The organism is Novosphingobium sp. P6W (assembly GCF_000876675.2).
GTDB lineage: Bacteria > Pseudomonadota > Alphaproteobacteria > Sphingomonadales > Sphingomonadaceae > Novosphingobium.
In genome coordinates, this window is the sequence record NZ_CP030353.1 from 1824935 (window position 1) to 1841225 (window position 16291).

The following is a 16291-nucleotide window of genomic DNA, read 5'->3' on the forward strand; positions in this document are numbered from 1 at the left end:
TTGTGGGGCGGAGCGCGATTTCTCGCTGCTCCGCCTTTTGGTTTTCAGCCTCCCACGACTACCATCACCGCGCCGCGCGCCGGGACGGTGTAGCTGGCAGGCAATTTGGCGGACTTGGCGCCGCTCCACACGTCCTCGACCTTGTTGACTGCCGTCAGCCCGGCATCGCCCGGCGTAAGGGCCAGCGAACCGGTCGCATCGCCTCGGTTGAACAAGGCCAGCGCCACCCGGCCATCGGCCAGGGGCTTGGCCCAGACTTCCATCGTGCCCTGTTTGCGCAGCGCCTTCGCCTGCACTCCCTTCGCATCCTGATCCACGGCGATCACGCGTGGATTGGTGAGCATGGCAAGCGTCTCGGGCGACGTTTCCCGCAGATCATGGCCCATCATCAGCGGCGCCGCCGACATTGCCCACAGGGTCATGTGCGTGCGGTATTCGTCCGCGCTCATGCCGCCGTTGCCGATTTCGAGCATGTCCGGGTCGTTGAAGCCGTGCGGCCCGGCCCATTCGGGCTTGCCGTTCTTGTCGAAACCGATTTTGGCCATGGTCGGGTAATCGTCGGTGATGTCGCCGGTGGTGCGCCAGAGCTGGCCGCCCACATCGCGGCCCCATGATCCCACGTCGAAGCGCCCATATTCACACAGCGAGAAGATGAAATCGCGCCCCGTCGCCTGAAGCGCGGCGCCCATTTCGTAGTAGCTGCGCTTCACCGTGTCGGCATTGTCATAGAACCACTCGCCTGAGCACAAGTCGTACTTGAGGTAGTCGAAGCCCCAATCGGCATAAGTCTGCGCGTCCTGTCTGACGTGGCCGTAGCTGCCCTCATAGCCTGCGCAGGTGCGCGGCCCCTGCGAGGAATAGATGCCGATCTTCAGTCCCTTGGAATGGACATAGTCGGTCAGCGCCTTCATGTCCGGGAACTTCTCGTTGGGCTGAAGCACGCCGTTCGCGTCGCGCTTGCCCTGCCAGCCATCATCGATGTTGACGTATAGGTAGCCGGCATCGCGCAGGCCCGTGGAGACCATCGCATCGGCCATGGCGCGCACGGTCTTGTCGTCGATATGCTCGGCGAACTTGTTCCAGCTGCTCCAGCCCATCGGCGGCGTGGCGGCCAGCTTGCTGGGGATCGGTGCGCCGAGCGCGGGCAAGGGGGCCGAGAACTTGAAGGTACGGGCCTGCGCGTCCTTCACCTTGCCGCGATAGCCCGAAGCGTCGACTTCGGATTCCCAGATGCGGCCCTTGAGGTGAGCCTTGCCGCCTTGGATGGCGACGCTCCAGGGACGGGTGGGGTGTTCGCGGTCGTTGATGTTGCGGGTGTCGAATTTCAGTGTGCCGCCGTCGACATGCGGGTTCAGCATTTCGACGGGGCCGTACCACTGGGTGGTCACGGTGCCCTCTATCTTGCCGCCTTTCGAGGTGACCTGCATCATCGTCACCCCGGGCGTGGGCGGAGTATCGTCGAACAGCCAGACGCCGTCATAGGCGGTCTTGGCCAGCACGGGGGCGGCCAGCGACAGGCTGGGTCCCAGAAGTACGGCAGCGGTGAAAAGGGCGCGCGACATCGCGATCTCCTTCGATCTTTGGTGAGACAGGTTCAGGTGGAATAGTGCGCCGGTCAGGCGGCGGTATTCGCCGCTTCGCGTCCGGCATCGCTGCGGCTCCGGCCGTAAAGGTAGTAGACCAGCAGGCCGATGACGTTCCATGCCCCGAAGCGGACCAGGGTGGAGGCTGGCAGGCTCAGCAGCAGGTAGGCGCAGCCCAGGATCGTCAGGGTGCCCACGAGGTACGGTTTGGGGCAGCGGAACAGGCGCGGCAGTTCGGGCATGCGGCGGCGCAGGATCATCAGGCACGCGCCGACCGAAATGAAGGCGATCAGCGTACCGGCGTTGGCCAGTTCCGCGATCTCGTCCAGCCGGAAGATGCCTGCGACGATGGCGATCGAGATGCCGGTCATCAGCGTGATGCGCGTGGGCGCGCCGGTGCGCGGGCTGATCTTGGCGAGGCTGCGCGGCAGCAGGCCATCACGCGCCATGACGAAGAACACGCGGCTCTGGCCATACATCATAACCAGGATGACCGAGGGCAGCGCCAGCACGGCGGCAAGGGCGATCAGGTGCGCGGCAACCGGCTGGCCGAGCTGGCGCAGTACGAGGGCCAGCGGTTCGGGCGAATTGGCAAGCTGCTGGAATGGCAGGGCGCCGATGGCGGCGAAGGCGACGGCCATGTAGATCACCGTGCAGACCACCATGGAGCCGACGATGCCGATGGTAAGGTCGCGGCCCGGATTCTTGGCTTCTTCCGCCGAAGTCGCGACGGCGTCGAAGCCGTAGAAAGCGAAGAACACGATGGCGGCGGCGGCCATGACGCCGCGCTGCTCGCCGCCGACCTCGGTGCTGACGAAGCCGTAGGGCATGAAGGGTTCGAGGTTGCCGGACTGGAAAGCCGGCATCGCCATGGCCACGAACACCGAAAGCGCGACGAGCTTGATGATGACCAACACGATGTTGAGCGTGGCACTTTCGCGCGTGCCGGCGATCAGCATGCCCATCACCGCCAGGGCAACGCCCACGGCTGGCAGGTTGACGATGCCGCCGCCGTGTGGGCCGACCAGCAGCGCATGGGGAAGGTGGATACCCGCAGACTGTATCCAGCCCACAAGATAGCCCGACCAGCCGACCGCCACGGTGGAGCACGCCAGCGAATATTCGAGGATCAGGCTCCATCCCACGATCCAGGCGATCGTCTCGCCCATCGCCGCATAGCTGAAGGTATAGGCGCTGCCTGCCGCCGGGATCATTGTCGCCATTTCGGCGTAGGCGAGGGCGGCGCAGGCGCAGACGGCGCCGGCGATCGCGAAGGCCAGGATCACGGCGGGGCCAGCGCGGTCGGCGCCCACGCCGGTCAGGGTATAGATGCCGGTGCCGACGATGGCGCCCACGCCCAGGGCGATCAGGTGCGGCCAGCTAAGGGTCTTGGCAAGGGAGTGCCCGGATTCGCGTTTCAGCAACGAGTCTATGGATTTACGCGGTCCGAACATGGTTCCCCCTGGAAATGTGGATCAGCCGGTCTGGCTGGCGGCGAAATGAGCGCGCAAGTCGTCGAGCGTGCTGGCGATGTGCTGGGTAAGCAGGCCCTTCACCTTGTCCGCCTCTCCGGCGAGCCAGGCGTCGAGCAGGTCACGGTGTTCGGAATGCGCGCGGTCGCCGCGGCCGGCCGGTTCGAGATGCGCGATGACGTAGCGTTCGGCGAGAACCTCGAGCCGTTCGACGTGCTGGGTGGTCAGCAGGCGCTTGCCCGGACGCACCAGCGCGACGTGGAATTCACGGTTGCGCAGGCCGACAGTCGCAAGATCGCCCCGCGCCGCCTCGTCGAGCCGTTCGAAGGCGGCCACGGCGGCCTCCTTGTCGGCCTCGTCGGCGTGGCTGCAGGCATAGGCGACGGCCGCCGGTTCGATGGCCAGGCGCAGGAGATAGATTTCTTCGGCCTGGTCGCTCGACATCGGGCGGACGAACCACCCGCGATTGGCTTGGCTGGTCAGCAGGCCCTCATGCTCAAGGCGGGTCAGCGCCTCGCGCAGCGGGATTTTGCTGACGCCCAGCTCCGCTGCGAGGGCGTCCTGGCGGACCGGCTCCATGACGGGGAGCTTCCCTTCGACGATCCTTTCGCGGATCACGTCGAAAATCCGTTCTGCAAGCGTGCGGACGACGATCGTCACCAATATATCTCCATATCGACAGCAGCCGTGTGAAACGCGGCCGCACTAACGTATACGGTAGATGATCCTGAATGCGCCTGCAATCCGCGCCTTATTTCCGGCGTCCACGCCTTTATCGCCGCGCAAACAGCGCTGCGATAAAGGCAACTTTTCTGGGGGCGGGTCGAGCCTGCGGTCATTGCGGATGCGAAAGCCTTGTGTCGGCGTTGATCGGTGTATATACCGTATACGATATCTCGTTCATTGCAACGGAGTTTTTGTGGGACTAGTCGGGATCGTCGGCGGCGGGGTGGTCGGCCTTTGCACCGGCATCGAATTGCTGGAGGCGGGCGAGCGCGTGGCGATCATCGACGATGATTCCGCCGCGCTGGCTCCGTCCTGGGGCAATGCGGGCCACATCGCGGTCGAGCAGGTAGAGCCGCTGGCCTCGATGAAAACGGTGCGCACGATGCCCGGGCGCCTGTTCATGCGCGGCGGCGCGGTGGGACTGCCGCCCCTGTCCCTGCCTGCATGGTTGCCGTTTGGCCTGCGCCTGCTGGCGGCGGCGCGTCCTGAGCGGTTCCGTAGCGGCTGCGCGGCGCTGGGACCGCTGCTGGAGGGCGCGATGCCGGCGTGGGAATCCATCACGGCGCGTATCGGTGCGCCCGAACTGCTCCGGCGGGATGGGCATTTCGTGGTATGGCACGGCGATGATGCAGCCAGCGCCGGACGCGCTTCCTGGGAAATGGCCCGCACGGGTACGGCGCAAGTCCACGGCGCGACGACGGATGAGAGGGACATGCTTTCAGCCCTCGGCAATCGGCGTGTAGCCGGGGCGATCCGCTTTTCAGGCAGCGGCCAGATCGCCGATCTTGGCGCTCTGCGCGGCGCCCTGCGTACCGCTTTCATCGCACGCGGCGGCACGATTCACGAGGCATCCGCTGCGCTTGGCCTGAACCATGAGCGCGCCGAAATCGCGGGGCTGGACGCGGACCGGGTGATCGTCTGTGCGGGTGTACACTCGCGCGGGCTGATGGAAGCGTTCGGCCACAAAGTGCCCATGATAGCCGAGCGCGGCTACCACATCCGCGCCGATTCCTCGGGCTGGCCAGAGGACCTGCCCCCGGTGGTGTTCGAGGAGCTTTCGATGATCGTGACCCGCTTTGGGCCGACTGTGCAGGCCGCCAGCTTCGTGGAATTCAGTCGGATCGATGCACCTGCCGATCCGCGCAAGTGGGAGCGCCTCGAACGCCATGTAGCGCAGCTTGGCCTGCCGATTTCCGGGCCGTTCCGCCGGTGGATGGGGTGCCGGCCGACGCTGCCGGACTATCTTCCGGCGATCGGCCGCTCGACGCGGGCGGACAATCTCTACTATGCTTTCGGGCATCAGCACCTTGGGCTTACGCTCGCACCGATTACCGCGCGGTTGGTCAGGTCGATGGTCATGGGCGAGCAAACGGAACTGCCGCTCGCGCCTTTCGACCTCCAGCGCTTCGCATAAGGACAGACATGATGATTGGCGGATCGACCGCGCAGATCGAACTGGATCGCCTCCAGCCCTGGGCGGAGCGTGCTCCTGCAATCGACGTTACAGAACGGTGGGCACGCATCGCCCGCGCGCAGGAACTGACGGAGGCGCTCGGGGCCGACGCGCTCCTGATCAATGCGGGCGCATCGCTGCGCTACTTCTCGGGCCTGCCCTGGGGCCAGAGCGAGCGCCTCGTCGTGATGTTGCTGGTGCCCGGACGCGAGCCGATCATGATCTGCCCGCATTTCGAGATCGGTACGCTGGAGGCGGACCTTGCGATCCCGGTGGACATCCGTTCGTGGCAGGAGGACGAAGACCCGGCCGCGCTGGTAAGAGACGTTCTGGCGCAAGTGGGCGCAAAGACGCTGGCCATCGATCCTGAACTGCCGTTCCACTTTGCCGAGCGTATCCGTCAGAGCGGCGCCGCTCTGGTCGATGCCATGCCGGTGATGAAGCAGTGCCGCATGGTCAAGTCGGCGGCCGAAATCGCGCTCATGCAGCAGGCGAAGGACATGACGCTGTCGATCCACCACGCCGCCGCGCGCATCCTTGTGCCCGGTATCCGCCAGAGCGAAGTGGTGCACTTCATCGATGCCGCACACCGCAAGCTGGGTGCCAGCGGGTCCAGCTTCTGCATCGTCCAGTTCGGCGAGGCGACCGCCTATCCCCACGGCCTGCCCGGAGACCGCGCGCTGGAGGAGGGCCAACTCGTGCTGATCGACACCGGTTGCACGATCCAGGGCTACCACTCCGACATCACCCGCACGTATGGGTTTGGCGCCGTTTCGCAGGATATCCGCGACATCTGGGATATCGAGAAGGAAGCCCAGCAGGCCGCTTTCGACGCCGTGCGCCCCGGCGAAACCTGTGAAAGCGTCGATGCCGCCGCGCGCGCTGTGCTGGTGAAGGCCGGGCTTGGGCCGGATTACGCGCTTCCCGGCCTGCCCCACCGCACCGGGCACGGCATCGGGCTCTCGATCCACGAACCGGCCTATCTGGTGCGCGGCGATCGCACTCTGCTGGAGCCGGGCATGTGCTTTTCGAACGAACCGATGATCGTCGTGCCGCAGCGGTTCGGCGTGCGGTTGGAAGATCACATGTTCGTGACGCCAACTGGCGCGCAGTGGTTCACGCAGCCCCAGGCATCGATAGATCGCCTAGCAGACTGAAAGTGTGAGGCTTGGCCGGCCCATCCATCCGCAATATGTCGCGCATCTGATCAGTGAATTTGCCGCGCGGGGCATCCCGGCGCCCGCTCCATCGCGGGGCGCCGGGATGGTCGTGCATCAGTTTCCGATGGTATCCATGGCTTCGTCGCCATAGGCCGCGACGATCTCGACCTCGGTCTTGTCGCCCAGCACCACGCCCACGCGTTCGTGCAGGCCGGTGGGGAGGATGTCGAGGATACGGTCCAGCCCGTTGTTGGCGGCGCCGCCGGCCTGCTCGATCAGCAGGGCCATCGGGTTGGCCTCGTACATGAGGCGCAGGCGCGCCTTGCCGGGGGTGCGGTGGTCTGCCGGGTAGAGGAACACGCCGCCGCGCTTCAGGATACGGTGCACGTCGGCCACCATCGAGCCGGTCCAGCGCATGTTGTAGTCCTTGGCACAGGGGCCGGTTTCGCCTTCCATACGCTCGTCGATATAGCGCGTGATCGCGGGCGACCATTGCTTGTGACGGGCCATGTTGATGGCGAATTCGCAGTTGCCGGCTGGGATTTTCAACGGCCCGTCGGTCATTTTCCAGGCACCGACTTCGCGGTCGAGAGTGAATTCATAAACGCCCGTGCCCAGCGTCAGCACCAGCAGCGTCTGCGGGCCGTAGATCGCATAGCCCGATGCAACCTGCGTGGCGCCCGGCTGCATGAAGTCTTCCTCGGTGATATCGCGGCCCGAGGCGCTGGCAGGTGCGCGCAGGACCGAGAAGATCGTGCCCACCGAAAGCCCGACGTCGATGTTGCTGGACCCGTCGATGGGATCGAACAGCAGCAGGTATTCGCCCTTGGGATAGCGGTTGGGGATGCGGTGGATCGTCTCCATTTCCTCGGACGCCATGGCCGCGAGGTGGCCGCCCCATTCGTTCGCTTCGAGGAGCAGTTCGTTGGCGATGACGTCCAGCTTCTTCTGGACCTCGCCCTGCACGTTCTCGCTGCCGAGGCTGCCGAGCACTTCGCCCAGTGCACCCTTGCCGATGGAATGGCTGATGGTCTTGCAGGCGCGTGCGACGGTTTCGATCAGCAGGCGAAGTTCGGGCCGCAGAACGCCGGAGCGACGCTGTTCCTCGATCATGAACCGGGTCAGGGTAAGACGCTTCATCCTTGGCATACTCTCGTTGGGGATGCGACGTTTCGCCGCGGACGCGAACGACATAAGCGGTTTGGGGGCGGATTCGGAAGCCCCTGCGCACCGCTTTGGCGGATACAACCGATTACATGAGCAATTTCACGAGGAATTTTACAGGATCAGCCGTTCCGCCACTTGCGGTCCGTGGGCCACAAGCGCTGCATCGCGGATCATCTCCGGCTCCGGACGGATGCCGGTGTAGAGGACGAACTGCTCCACCGCCTGAAGCACGATGACTTCCGCGCCGGATATGATCGCCTTGCCGGCCTTGTCCGCGGCGAGGATGAACGGCGTCATGGCGGGCTGGGCGACCACGTCGAAAGCGACCTCGCAGCCGGCGAGCTGGGCGTCGTCGAAGCTCATCGCGCTCTCGTCCGCACCGGCCATGCCGAGCGGGGTGACGTTGATGAGCAGCGGCGCGCCGCGCGCGGGAACTTCGGCCTGCCACACATAGCCGTACTGCTCGGCGAGCGCTTGGCCCGCCTCGCGGTTGCGGGCGGCGACCACGCCTTCGCCAAAGCCGCAATCGCGCAGCGCCGCGACGACCGCCTTGGCCATGCCGCCGCTGCCGCGCACCGCGAAGGGCAGGGCCGGGTCTATCCCGCGCTGCACGAGGAGGTCGCGAACGGCCACGAAGTCGGTGTTGTAGCCGGTCAGTCGGCCGTCATCGTTGACGATGGTGTTCACGCTGTCGATCGCGCTGGCGGAGGGTTCCATGGCGTCGATCAGCGGAATCACCGCTTCCTTGAACGGCATCGAAACCGCGCAGCCGCGAATGCCCAGCGCCCGGATACCGCCGATCGCGGCGGGCAGGTCAGTGGTGCTGAACGACTTGTAGACATAGTCCAGCCCCAACAGGTCGTAGAGCCGGTTGTGCAGCATCGAGCCGGCATTGCCGGGCCGGGCCGAAAGCGACATGCACAGCTTCGTATCACGGCCGATCGGTGGCTTCATGGGTTTGTCTCCTGCATTTTCGGGGTTGCGGCGCGCGGCGGCGAACTGGACGCGCGGGCGACAAGCCGCCCGGCCAGCACCACCCGCCGTGCGGCGGCATCGGGGTGATCGATACGTTCGAACAGCATGGACATCGCGGCGCGGCCGATCTCTTCCACCGGCTGCTCGATCACGGTGAGGCCCCCGCCGACGAACTCCATCCAGTCCTCTTTGTCGAAACCGACAAGGGCGACGTCGCCCGGCACCGAGAGCCCAAGGGCATGGAGCGCGCGCAGGACCGCCATCAACATCACGCCGTTGCTGGCGAGCAGGGCGGTCGGCGGGCACGGCCCGGACATCGCGGCGGCCACGGCCTTTTCCGCCTCGCCCGTGCCGTGGGGGACCGACAGTGCCTGGCTCTCGACGCCCAGCGCGGCGGCGGCGCGTTCGAATCCGATGCGGCGCTGCACGCCCGTAGCGCTCAGCGCGCCGAACAGCCCGGCGATGCGGGTATGGCCTTGCTCGTGGAGGTGCGTGACCAGTCCCGCCGCCATCGCCTCGTTATCGAGCACCACGCAGTCGCGCGTGGCGCCCGGCACGGCGCGGTCGATCAGGACCATCGGGAAATCCGTGCTGAACCGTCCGGCATTCTCGGAACCCGCGCGCGACGGGGCCAGCACCACGCCGGTGACGCGCTCCTCCTGCATCAATTGCAGGTACATCGCCTCGCGCTCGGGGTCTTCGTCGGTGTTGCACAGGATGACGCGCAGGCCGCGCGAATAGGCGATGTCCTCGATCGCGCGCGAAACGGCGGTGAAGAAGGGGTTGCGGATGTCGGCGACGATCAGGCCGATGGTGTTGGTGTGGCGCGACCGCAGGCGCCGTGCCGCCAGATTGGGGCGATAGCCGGTGGATTTGACCGCCATCATCACCCTTTCCTGCATCGCCGGGTCGACCGCGCGGCCCGCAAGAACCCGCGACACCGTGGCCGGGGAAACCTGCGCGACTTTCGCGACATCCTTGATTCCGACTGCCATCGGGAAATCGTTCTCCATAAAGTGCATTAGGAACCACGCACCGTTTGGCCGCTTATGCTGGAATTGGGGGCGTAAGCGCAAGGCCCTTGACAATTTTGTGAGAAAACGTTTTCTAGAGCGAGAGAACAAAGACTGGAGAGGCCGTTTCATGTTCGCAGATGCCCGCAATCCGCTGGGATTGGACGATCTTGTGCGGATCGATGCCCATGCCGCCGACAAGGAAGACGCGATTCGCCAGGCCGGGCAGCTGCTCGTTGCCGCGGGCTGCGTCGGCCCGGGGTATGAAGAAAGCATGATCCGGCGCGAGGCTGTGGCGAATACCTACCTCGGTTCCGGCGTGGCGATCCCGCACGGTCTGGGCGAGGACAAGGGGCTAGTGCGCAAGGACGGTATCGTCGTGCTTCAGTTGCGCGATGGCGTCGAGTGGAACCCCGGCCAGCGCGCCCATCTGGTTGTAGGCATCGCCGCCAGTTCGGACAGCCACATCGCCATCCTGCGCCGCCTGACCCGCCTGATCCAGGATGAGGCGCGGCTCGAAGGTTTGTTCGCAACGGCCGACAAGGCGCTGATTTCAAACGCTCTGCTGGAAGATGCGCCGCGCGCTGCCTCGGCAAAGCCCGCTCAGGATCTGGCCGAGCAGGTCAACTGGACCGTCGATTATCCCACCGGCCTTCACGCCCGCCCGGCTACGGCCTGGAGCGAGGCCGCCAAGGCCGCAAGCGTGCCGCTGCGGGTGCGCCACGGCGATGAAATGGCCGACCCGCGCAGCATGGTCGCGCTGCTGCAACTCGGGCTGAAGGCGGGGGACACCCTGACGATCTCCGCTTCGGGAGAGGGCGCGAAGGGCGCGCTGGACCAATTCCTTCAGGCCGTGACACGCCTTTCCGCGCGTGAAAAAGCCGATGCCGCGCGCGCGGCCGAGAAGGCGAAGGCCCCCGTGCGCGGTTGGAAGCCGGACGGCGACACCGCGATGATCGCAGGCGTTGGGGCCAGCCCCGGCCTTGCCATTGGCAAAGTCCATGTCCTTGCCGCGACGCAGCTTGTGGTGCCCGATCAGCCGGTCGACCTCGCTGCTGGCGGGGCACTGCTCGACGATGCGCTGGTGCGCACGCGCGCGCAGATGAAGGCGCTGGTTGATGATACAACGCGCCGTCTGGGCGCTTCCGAGGCGGCTATCTTCAAGGCGCAGGCCGCGCTGCTGGACGATACCGACCTTATCACCCTGACTTGCCAGATCATGGTGGAGGGCCACGGCGTCGCCTGGTCGTGGCATCAGGCGGTTGAGCGCATGGCGGGCCAGCTTTCGGCGCTGGGCAACCCGGTGCTGGCGGCGCGTGCGGCGGATTTCCACGATATCGGCCGCCGGGTGCTGTCGTATATCGACCCCGGCCTTGGCATCGGCACGCTTTCGGACCTGCCGGACGAGCCGTGCATCCTTGTCGCCGCCGACCTTTCGCCTTCGGACACGGCGACGCTCGACATCGAAAAGGTGGCCGGGATCGCTACGGCGCTGGGCGGGCCGACCTCGCACAGCGCGATCCTTGCCCGCACCTTGGGACTACCTTCGATGGTCGCGGGCGGCACTGACCTGCTCTCGCTGGCAGCCGGAGCGACTGCGATCGTCGACGGGGACGGCGGGCGCATCTGGCTCAACCCTTCGGACGCGGACCTCGCCTCCGCGCGGGGCTGGATCGATGAGATAGCGCGCAAGCGGGCGGAGGAGGAATCCGAACGCTCGAAGCCCGCACGCACCGTGGACGGGCATGAGGTGGCGATTGGCGCCAACGTCAACCGGCCCGACCAGGTTTCCTTCGCGGTGGCGCAGGGCGGTGAGGGCGTGGGCCTGATGCGCACTGAATTCCTGTTCCTCGAACGCGGCGACAGCCCGACCGAGGATGAGCAATATGCGATCTACCGCGAGATGATCGAGGCATTGGGCGCCGATCGCCCGCTGATCGTGCGCGCGCTCGACATCGGCGGCGACAAGCAGGTTCCGCATCTGGACCTGCCGCGCGAGGAGAACCCGTTCCTTGGCGTGCGCGGCGCGCGCCTGCTGCTGCGCCGTCCCGATCTGCTGGAGCCGCAGCTTCGCGCGCTTTACCGCGCGGCGAAGGATGGCGGCGACCTGTCGATCATGTTCCCGATGATTACCTCGGTCACCGAATTGCTCACCCTTCGCGAAATCTGCGAGGGCATCCGCGCCGAACTGGATGCGCCGGTGGTGCCCATCGGCATCATGATCGAGGTTCCCGCCGCCGCCGTGCAGGCGCATGTGCTGGCCGAGCATGCCGATTTCTTCTCGATCGGCACCAACGACCTGACGCAATATGCCCTTGCCATCGACCGGCAGAACCCGGAACTCGCCAGCGAGGCCGACAGCCTGCACCCCGCCGTCCTGCGCCTGATCGCGATGACGGTGGCGGGCGCGGCGCGGCATGACCGCTGGGTCGGCGTGTGCGGCGGCATTGCCGGCGATCCCTTCGGCGCGGCGCTGCTCACCGGGCTTGGGGTGAGCGAACTGTCGATGACCCCGCGCGACATTCCGGCGGTCAAGGCGCGCATCCGCAGCGCCAGCCTTGCCGACATGACTGCCCTGGCGGCAAAGGCGCTGGAGGCCGGGACTGCCGCCGAAGTGCGCGCGCTGAACGAGGAGGCGGCGTGATGCGGGTCGTCACCGTCACCTTCAACCCGGCGATCGATCAGACCGTCACCCTGGACCATCTCGTCCCCGGCGCGGTCCACCGCGCGCTTTCGGCGCGGCAGGATGCGGGCGGCAAGGGCGTCAACGTGGCCAGCTGCCTTGCCGACTGGGGCACCGCTGTGTCTGTCCACGGCTTGCTGGGCACAGACAATGCCGCCGCTTTCGAAACGTTGTTCGCGGGCAAGGGCATCACCGACCATTTCATTCGCCGCGCCGGGGCCACCCGCGTCAACCTCAAGCTGGTGGACGGCGATGGCACGACCGACGTCAACATGGATGGCACGCCCGCCGATCCTTACCAGATCGAGGCGGTGATCGCGGCAGTCGTCGAAGAAGCCGGGCCGGACACTCTGGTGGTCCTTGCCGGCAGCCTGCCTCCGGGTTTTCCGCACGATATCTACGCGCGGATCGTGGGGCGCGTTCGCGGCACCGGCGCGCTGGTCCTGCTCGACAGCAGCGGCGCCTCGTTTCGCGCGGCGCTGGAGAGCGACGCGCTGCCCGATATCGTCAAGCCCAACCGTCACGAGCTTTCCGAATGGCTGGGCGCCCCGGTGGAAACCATGGCCGAAGTCCACCGCGTGGCGGCCGACCTGCATGAACGCGGCGTAAGCCTTGTCGCGGTGTCGCTGGGCGAGGAGGGCGCGTTCTTCCTCTCCGGCGAGGGCGCGCTGACCGCAAGGCTTGCCGCCGCCGATGTAGCCAGCACCGTGGGCGCGGGCGATGCGATGGTGGCGGGCATTGCCGCCGCTCTTGCCGAGGGCGGCAACCTGGAGCGGATCGCGCGCCTGTCCACCGCGTTTGCGGTCGGAAAACTGGGCCGCGCGGGGCCGCACCTACCTAAAAAAGAGACCGTGCAGGCGCTGGCAGACAGCGTTCGCATCGACACGGTTCTGGCGGGAGAAGAAAAGTGAGCAGGATTTTCGCCATCGTCCAGGCCGGTGCATCCGGCGTTACCGGCGTTCTTGCTGGTGAGGCCCTGCGCAAGGCGGCGCAGGCTGCCGGGCGCGAGATCGAGGTCGAAGTCCATACCGACCTTGGCGTGCTGAACCCGCTCGCCCCTGAAACCCTTTCGCCCGATGACATGCTGCTGTTCGTTGCCCCGCAGGCGGCGGACGACGGCGTCATGAAGGGCAAACCCCACCGCCGCGTCGATATCGATGCGGTGCTTTCCGATCCGGCCGCTGTGCTGGACGGTGCCGGCGGCGATGCTGGCGCGCTACCCTCCTCCAGCGCGCCCAGCATCGTCGCCGTCACTTCCTGTCCGACCGGCATCGCTCATACCTTCATGGCGGCAGAGGGCCTTCAGGAAGGCGCGCGCCAGCTCGGCTATCCGATCCGGGTGGAGACACAAGGCTCGGTCGGCGCGGGTAACGCGCTGACGGACGGGGAAATCGCCGCCGCCGACGTGGTCATCATCGCTGCCGACCGCGAGGTCGATCGCGGCCGTTTCGCCGGCAAGCGCGTATTCGCCAGCAACACAAAGCCCGCCATCACCGGCGGCGCGAAGCTGATCGAACGGGCGCTGGCCGAGGCGAAAGTGCAGGGCGGCCAGGCCTCCGGCGCCGCCAAGGCAGACCGCGAGGAACGTGTCGGCCCTTACAAGCACCTCATGACCGGCGTGTCCTTCATGCTGCCGTTCGTGGTGGCGGGCGGTTTGCTGATCGCCCTGGCCTTCGCGCTTGGCGGTATCCACGCCAATGACGATGCGGCCAAGGGCACGCTGGCCCATGCGCTGTTCCAGATCGGCGCGAACGGCGGCTTTGCGCTGATCGTGCCGGCCTTGGCAGGCTACATCGCCTTTTCCATCGCCGACCGGCCGGGCATCGCGCCGGGCATGATCGGCGGCATGCTGGCGGCCAATATCGGCGCGGGCTTCCTTGGCGGCATCGTCGCCGGCTTCATCGCAGGGTACGGTGTCCACTGGCTCAATCGCCTGATCCAGTTGCCCAGGAACCTGCAGGGCCTGAAACCCGTGCTGATCCTGCCGCTGCTGGGCTCTCTGTTGACGGGCCTGCTGATGATCTACGCGGTTGGCACGCCGGTAGCCGCGCTGCTTGCGACCCTGACCGAGGCACTGCGTTCCATGCAGGGATCGAGCGCCATCGTGCTGGGCCTGATCCTGGGCGCGATGTCCGCTTTCGACATGGGCGGGCCGGTGAACAAGGCGGGCTATGCCTTCTCGGTCGGCCTGATCGCCAGCGAGGTTTACACGCCGATGGCCGCGACCATGGCGGCGGGCATGGTGCCGCCGCTGGGCCTCGCGCTGGCGACACGCCTGTTCCGCAACCGCTTCACCTCGGAAGAACTGGAAGCCAGCGGCGCCGCCGCCGTGCTGGGCCTCGCCTTCGTGACGGAGGGCGCGATCCCCTTTGCGGCGCGCGATCCTTTCCGCGTGATCCCGGCACTGATGGCCGGATCGGCGGTCGCCGGTGCGATCTCGATGGGCAGCGGCGTGGAACTGCGCGTGCCGCATGGCGGCGTGTTCGTGCTGCCGATCCCCGGGGCGGTGACGCACCTGCTGGCCTATGGCGCCGCTATCGTGGCGGGAACCGTGGTGACGGCGCTGGTGGTCGGGCTGCTCAAGCGTCCGGTCGCGGTGGCAGAACCTCTGCCCGCCTGACGGGGTTCCGCCGCTTCAACCCTGCAATACAGATCTATCGGGAAGATCGCCCATGCCGACTATCCTTATGCGCGCCTTGTGCTGCGCCGGCGCCGCAACCGCATTTGCCGCACCCGTCCTGGCGCAGGACACCGCCGACGAAACGGCCCGTACCACTCAGTCCGCCGCGCCCATCGAAAAGGCGCAGAGTGATACCCGCAGCTGGCAGCCGCTGGCGGATAAGGGCATCACCGTATCGCTCAGCTACACCGGCGAGGCGGCGACCAACGTCTCGGGCGGAGCGCGACGGGACGCGGCTTATGCCGGGCAGGTCTACGTCGGCGCCGACTTCGACATGGACAGGATCGCCGGGATCGGGGGCGCTGCGATCCATGCCGCCGTCACCGACCGTCACGGCCAGAACCTCGCCGCCATCGCCATCGGCAACAACACCTCGGTCCAGGAAATCTATGGCACCCAGAACACCCATCTGGCGATCCTGACGTGGCAGCAGAAGCTGCTGAACGGCGCGGTGGATATCGAGGTGGGCCGCAGCCAGGCGAATATCCATTTCCTGAACTCGCCGCTCTACTGCAATTTCCAGACCAATTCGGCCTGCGGAAATCCGACGTTCGTCTTCAAGAACAGCAACTTCACCTATTTCCCCGCTTCCAGCTGGATGGCGCATGCCAAAGTGAACCTGACGCCCAGGGTCTGGCTTCATGCCGGCGCCTATGAAGTGAATCCCGACCGCAAGCGGGCGACCGACAACGGTTTCAACTTCAGCACGAAGAACGCCACCGGCGTCATCGTGCCGTGGGAACTGGGCTATGGCACCGACTTCACCAACGACCGCCTGCCGCGCCATTACATCCTGGGCGGGTGGTTCGACCGGGGCGACTACGCAGATCCCTTGAGCGATGACCGGGGCGGTATCGCCGCCGTATCGGGCCGGGCGGCGCAGACCCGTCATGGCCGCTCGGGTATCTTTTTCCGCTTCGACCAGATGCTGACCCGCCCGGACCCGATGACCCAGCGCGGCCTCAGCCTGTTCGGCGTGGCGATGACCAACCTGTCAGGCCGGGTCGAGGAGAGCCACTTTCTCGAACTCGGCCTTGTCCAGACCGGCACCTTTGCCGGGCGAGACAAGGATACGCTGGGCTTCGTCATCAACGACCAGCGCTTCAGCGATCTGGCGATGGAGCGCATGCGCGCCGCGCGCGTCTTTGCCGGCGGGACGGACGGGATCGCGCGGCATCAGTACATGATGGAACTGGCTTACGGCGCGCAGTTGGGCCCGGCGATCCGCCTGTCGCCCAACCTGCAGTACATCGTCCACCCCGACCAGTCCTCGGTCCCGTTCCGAACCAGCGACATCCCGAACGCCTGGGTGCTGGGCTTCAAGTTCACCGTGGATGCGAATGCGCTGGCGGGCGGCGTGTTCAGACCGTGACGGCCGC

12 protein-coding genes are annotated in these 16291 nt (G+C 66.4%); 6 read left to right on the forward strand and 6 right to left on the reverse strand.

What is annotated here, in order from left to right; all coding sequences use genetic code 11:
- Window positions 1-44: 44 nt before the first annotated feature.
- From TQ38_RS24030 to TQ38_RS24040, 3 genes are read right to left on the reverse strand one after another with little or no spacing between them, the layout of a single operon-like run.
- Window positions 45-1562: a glycoside hydrolase family 27 protein gene (locus tag TQ38_RS24030; RefSeq protein WP_043970164.1), complete on the reverse strand. Its 1518-nt coding sequence runs from the start codon at window positions 1560-1562 to the stop codon at window positions 45-47.
- Between the two features lie 53 nt (window positions 1563-1615).
- The gene (locus tag TQ38_RS24035; RefSeq protein ID WP_043970166.1) at window positions 1616-3037 is read right to left on the reverse strand and encodes an amino acid permease; all 1422 of its coding nucleotides are present in this window, start codon (window positions 3035-3037) and stop codon (window positions 1616-1618) included.
- Window positions 3038-3058: 21 nt separating this feature from the next.
- Window positions 3059-3715 (reverse strand): GntR family transcriptional regulator, encoded by a 657-nt coding sequence (locus tag TQ38_RS24040; protein ID WP_043970718.1) that lies wholly within the window; start codon window positions 3713-3715, stop codon window positions 3059-3061.
- A gap of 259 nt (window positions 3716-3974) precedes the next feature.
- Between TQ38_RS24040 and TQ38_RS24045 the strand changes: the two genes are divergently transcribed.
- Both TQ38_RS24045 and TQ38_RS24050 read left to right on the forward strand, forming a co-directional pair.
- Complete coding sequence (locus tag TQ38_RS24045; protein WP_043970168.1) at window positions 3975-5195, forward strand: FAD-binding oxidoreductase; 1221 nt, start codon at window positions 3975-3977, stop codon at window positions 5193-5195.
- 8 nt (window positions 5196-5203) lie between these two features.
- Complete coding sequence (locus TQ38_RS24050; protein WP_043970171.1) at window positions 5204-6391, forward strand: Xaa-Pro peptidase family protein; 1188 nt, start codon at window positions 5204-5206, stop codon at window positions 6389-6391.
- A 117-nt stretch (window positions 6392-6508) separates the two neighbouring features.
- Here the strand turns inward: TQ38_RS24050 and TQ38_RS24055 are convergent, their stop codons facing one another.
- From TQ38_RS24055 to TQ38_RS24065, 3 genes are all read right to left on the reverse strand, one after another.
- On the reverse strand, window positions 6509-7534 hold the full coding sequence (locus tag TQ38_RS24055) for a class 1 fructose-bisphosphatase (RefSeq protein ID WP_043970173.1): 1026 nt from the start codon (window positions 7532-7534) through the stop codon (window positions 6509-6511).
- 138 nt (window positions 7535-7672) lie between these two features.
- A complete protein-coding gene (locus TQ38_RS24060; RefSeq protein ID WP_082057473.1) occupies window positions 7673-8515 on the reverse strand; it encodes a shikimate 5-dehydrogenase in 843 nt (280 codons plus the stop codon).
- Window positions 8512-9531 carry a LacI family DNA-binding transcriptional regulator gene (locus tag TQ38_RS24065; RefSeq protein WP_043970175.1) on the reverse strand — a complete coding sequence of 340 codons (1020 nt, stop codon included), beginning with the start codon at window positions 9529-9531 and terminating at the stop codon, window positions 8512-8514. The genes TQ38_RS24060 and TQ38_RS24065 overlap by 4 nt, the downstream gene beginning before the upstream one ends.
- A 148-nt stretch (window positions 9532-9679) precedes the next feature.
- Between TQ38_RS24065 and ptsP the strand changes: the two genes are divergently transcribed.
- Genes ptsP through TQ38_RS24085 form a run of 4 tightly spaced genes read left to right on the forward strand, consistent with a single transcriptional unit; the run spans window position 9680 to window position 16284 of the window.
- Window positions 9680-12193, forward strand: coding sequence for a phosphoenolpyruvate--protein phosphotransferase (gene ptsP, locus TQ38_RS24070; protein ID WP_043970176.1), 2514 nt, complete (start codon window positions 9680-9682; stop codon window positions 12191-12193).
- Entirely contained in the window at window positions 12193-13143 is a 951-nt protein-coding gene (gene pfkB / locus TQ38_RS24075) for a 1-phosphofructokinase (protein ID WP_043970177.1), read from the forward strand. The genes ptsP and pfkB overlap by 1 nt, the downstream gene beginning before the upstream one ends.
- Window positions 13140-14852: a fructose-specific PTS transporter subunit EIIC gene (locus TQ38_RS24080; RefSeq protein WP_043970178.1), complete on the forward strand. Its 1713-nt coding sequence runs from the start codon at window positions 13140-13142 to the stop codon at window positions 14850-14852. The genes pfkB and TQ38_RS24080 overlap by 4 nt, the downstream gene beginning before the upstream one ends.
- Window positions 14853-14904: 52 nt before the next feature.
- Entirely contained in the window at window positions 14905-16284 is a 1380-nt protein-coding gene (locus TQ38_RS24085) for a carbohydrate porin (protein ID WP_043970179.1), read from the forward strand.
- Window positions 16285-16291: the final 7 nt, after the last annotated feature.

Excerpts from the sequence above, each read along its gene's own strand:
- ptsP (WP_043970176.1), top strand. The coding sequence starts at position 9,680 with ATGTTCGCAGATGCCCGCAATCCGCTGGGATTGGACGATCTTGTGCGG.
- TQ38_RS24030 (WP_043970164.1), bottom strand. The coding sequence starts at position 1,562 with ATGTCGCGCGCCCTTTTCACCGCTGCCGTACTTCTGGGACCCAGCCTG.
- TQ38_RS24055 (WP_043970173.1), bottom strand. The coding sequence starts at position 7,534 with ATGAAGCGTCTTACCCTGACCCGGTTCATGATCGAGGAACAGCGTCGC.
- TQ38_RS24060 (WP_082057473.1), bottom strand. The coding sequence starts at position 8,515 with ATGAAGCCACCGATCGGCCGTGATACGAAGCTGTGCATGTCGCTTTCG.
- TQ38_RS24065 (WP_043970175.1), bottom strand. The coding sequence starts at position 9,531 with ATGGCAGTCGGAATCAAGGATGTCGCGAAAGTCGCGCAGGTTTCCCCG.
- pfkB (WP_043970177.1), top strand. The coding sequence starts at position 12,193 with ATGCGGGTCGTCACCGTCACCTTCAACCCGGCGATCGATCAGACCGTC.
- TQ38_RS24085 (WP_043970179.1), top strand. The coding sequence starts at position 14,905 with ATGCCGACTATCCTTATGCGCGCCTTGTGCTGCGCCGGCGCCGCAACC.
- TQ38_RS24035 (WP_043970166.1), bottom strand. The coding sequence starts at position 3,037 with ATGTTCGGACCGCGTAAATCCATAGACTCGTTGCTGAAACGCGAATCC.
- TQ38_RS24050 (WP_043970171.1), top strand. The coding sequence starts at position 5,204 with ATGATGATTGGCGGATCGACCGCGCAGATCGAACTGGATCGCCTCCAG.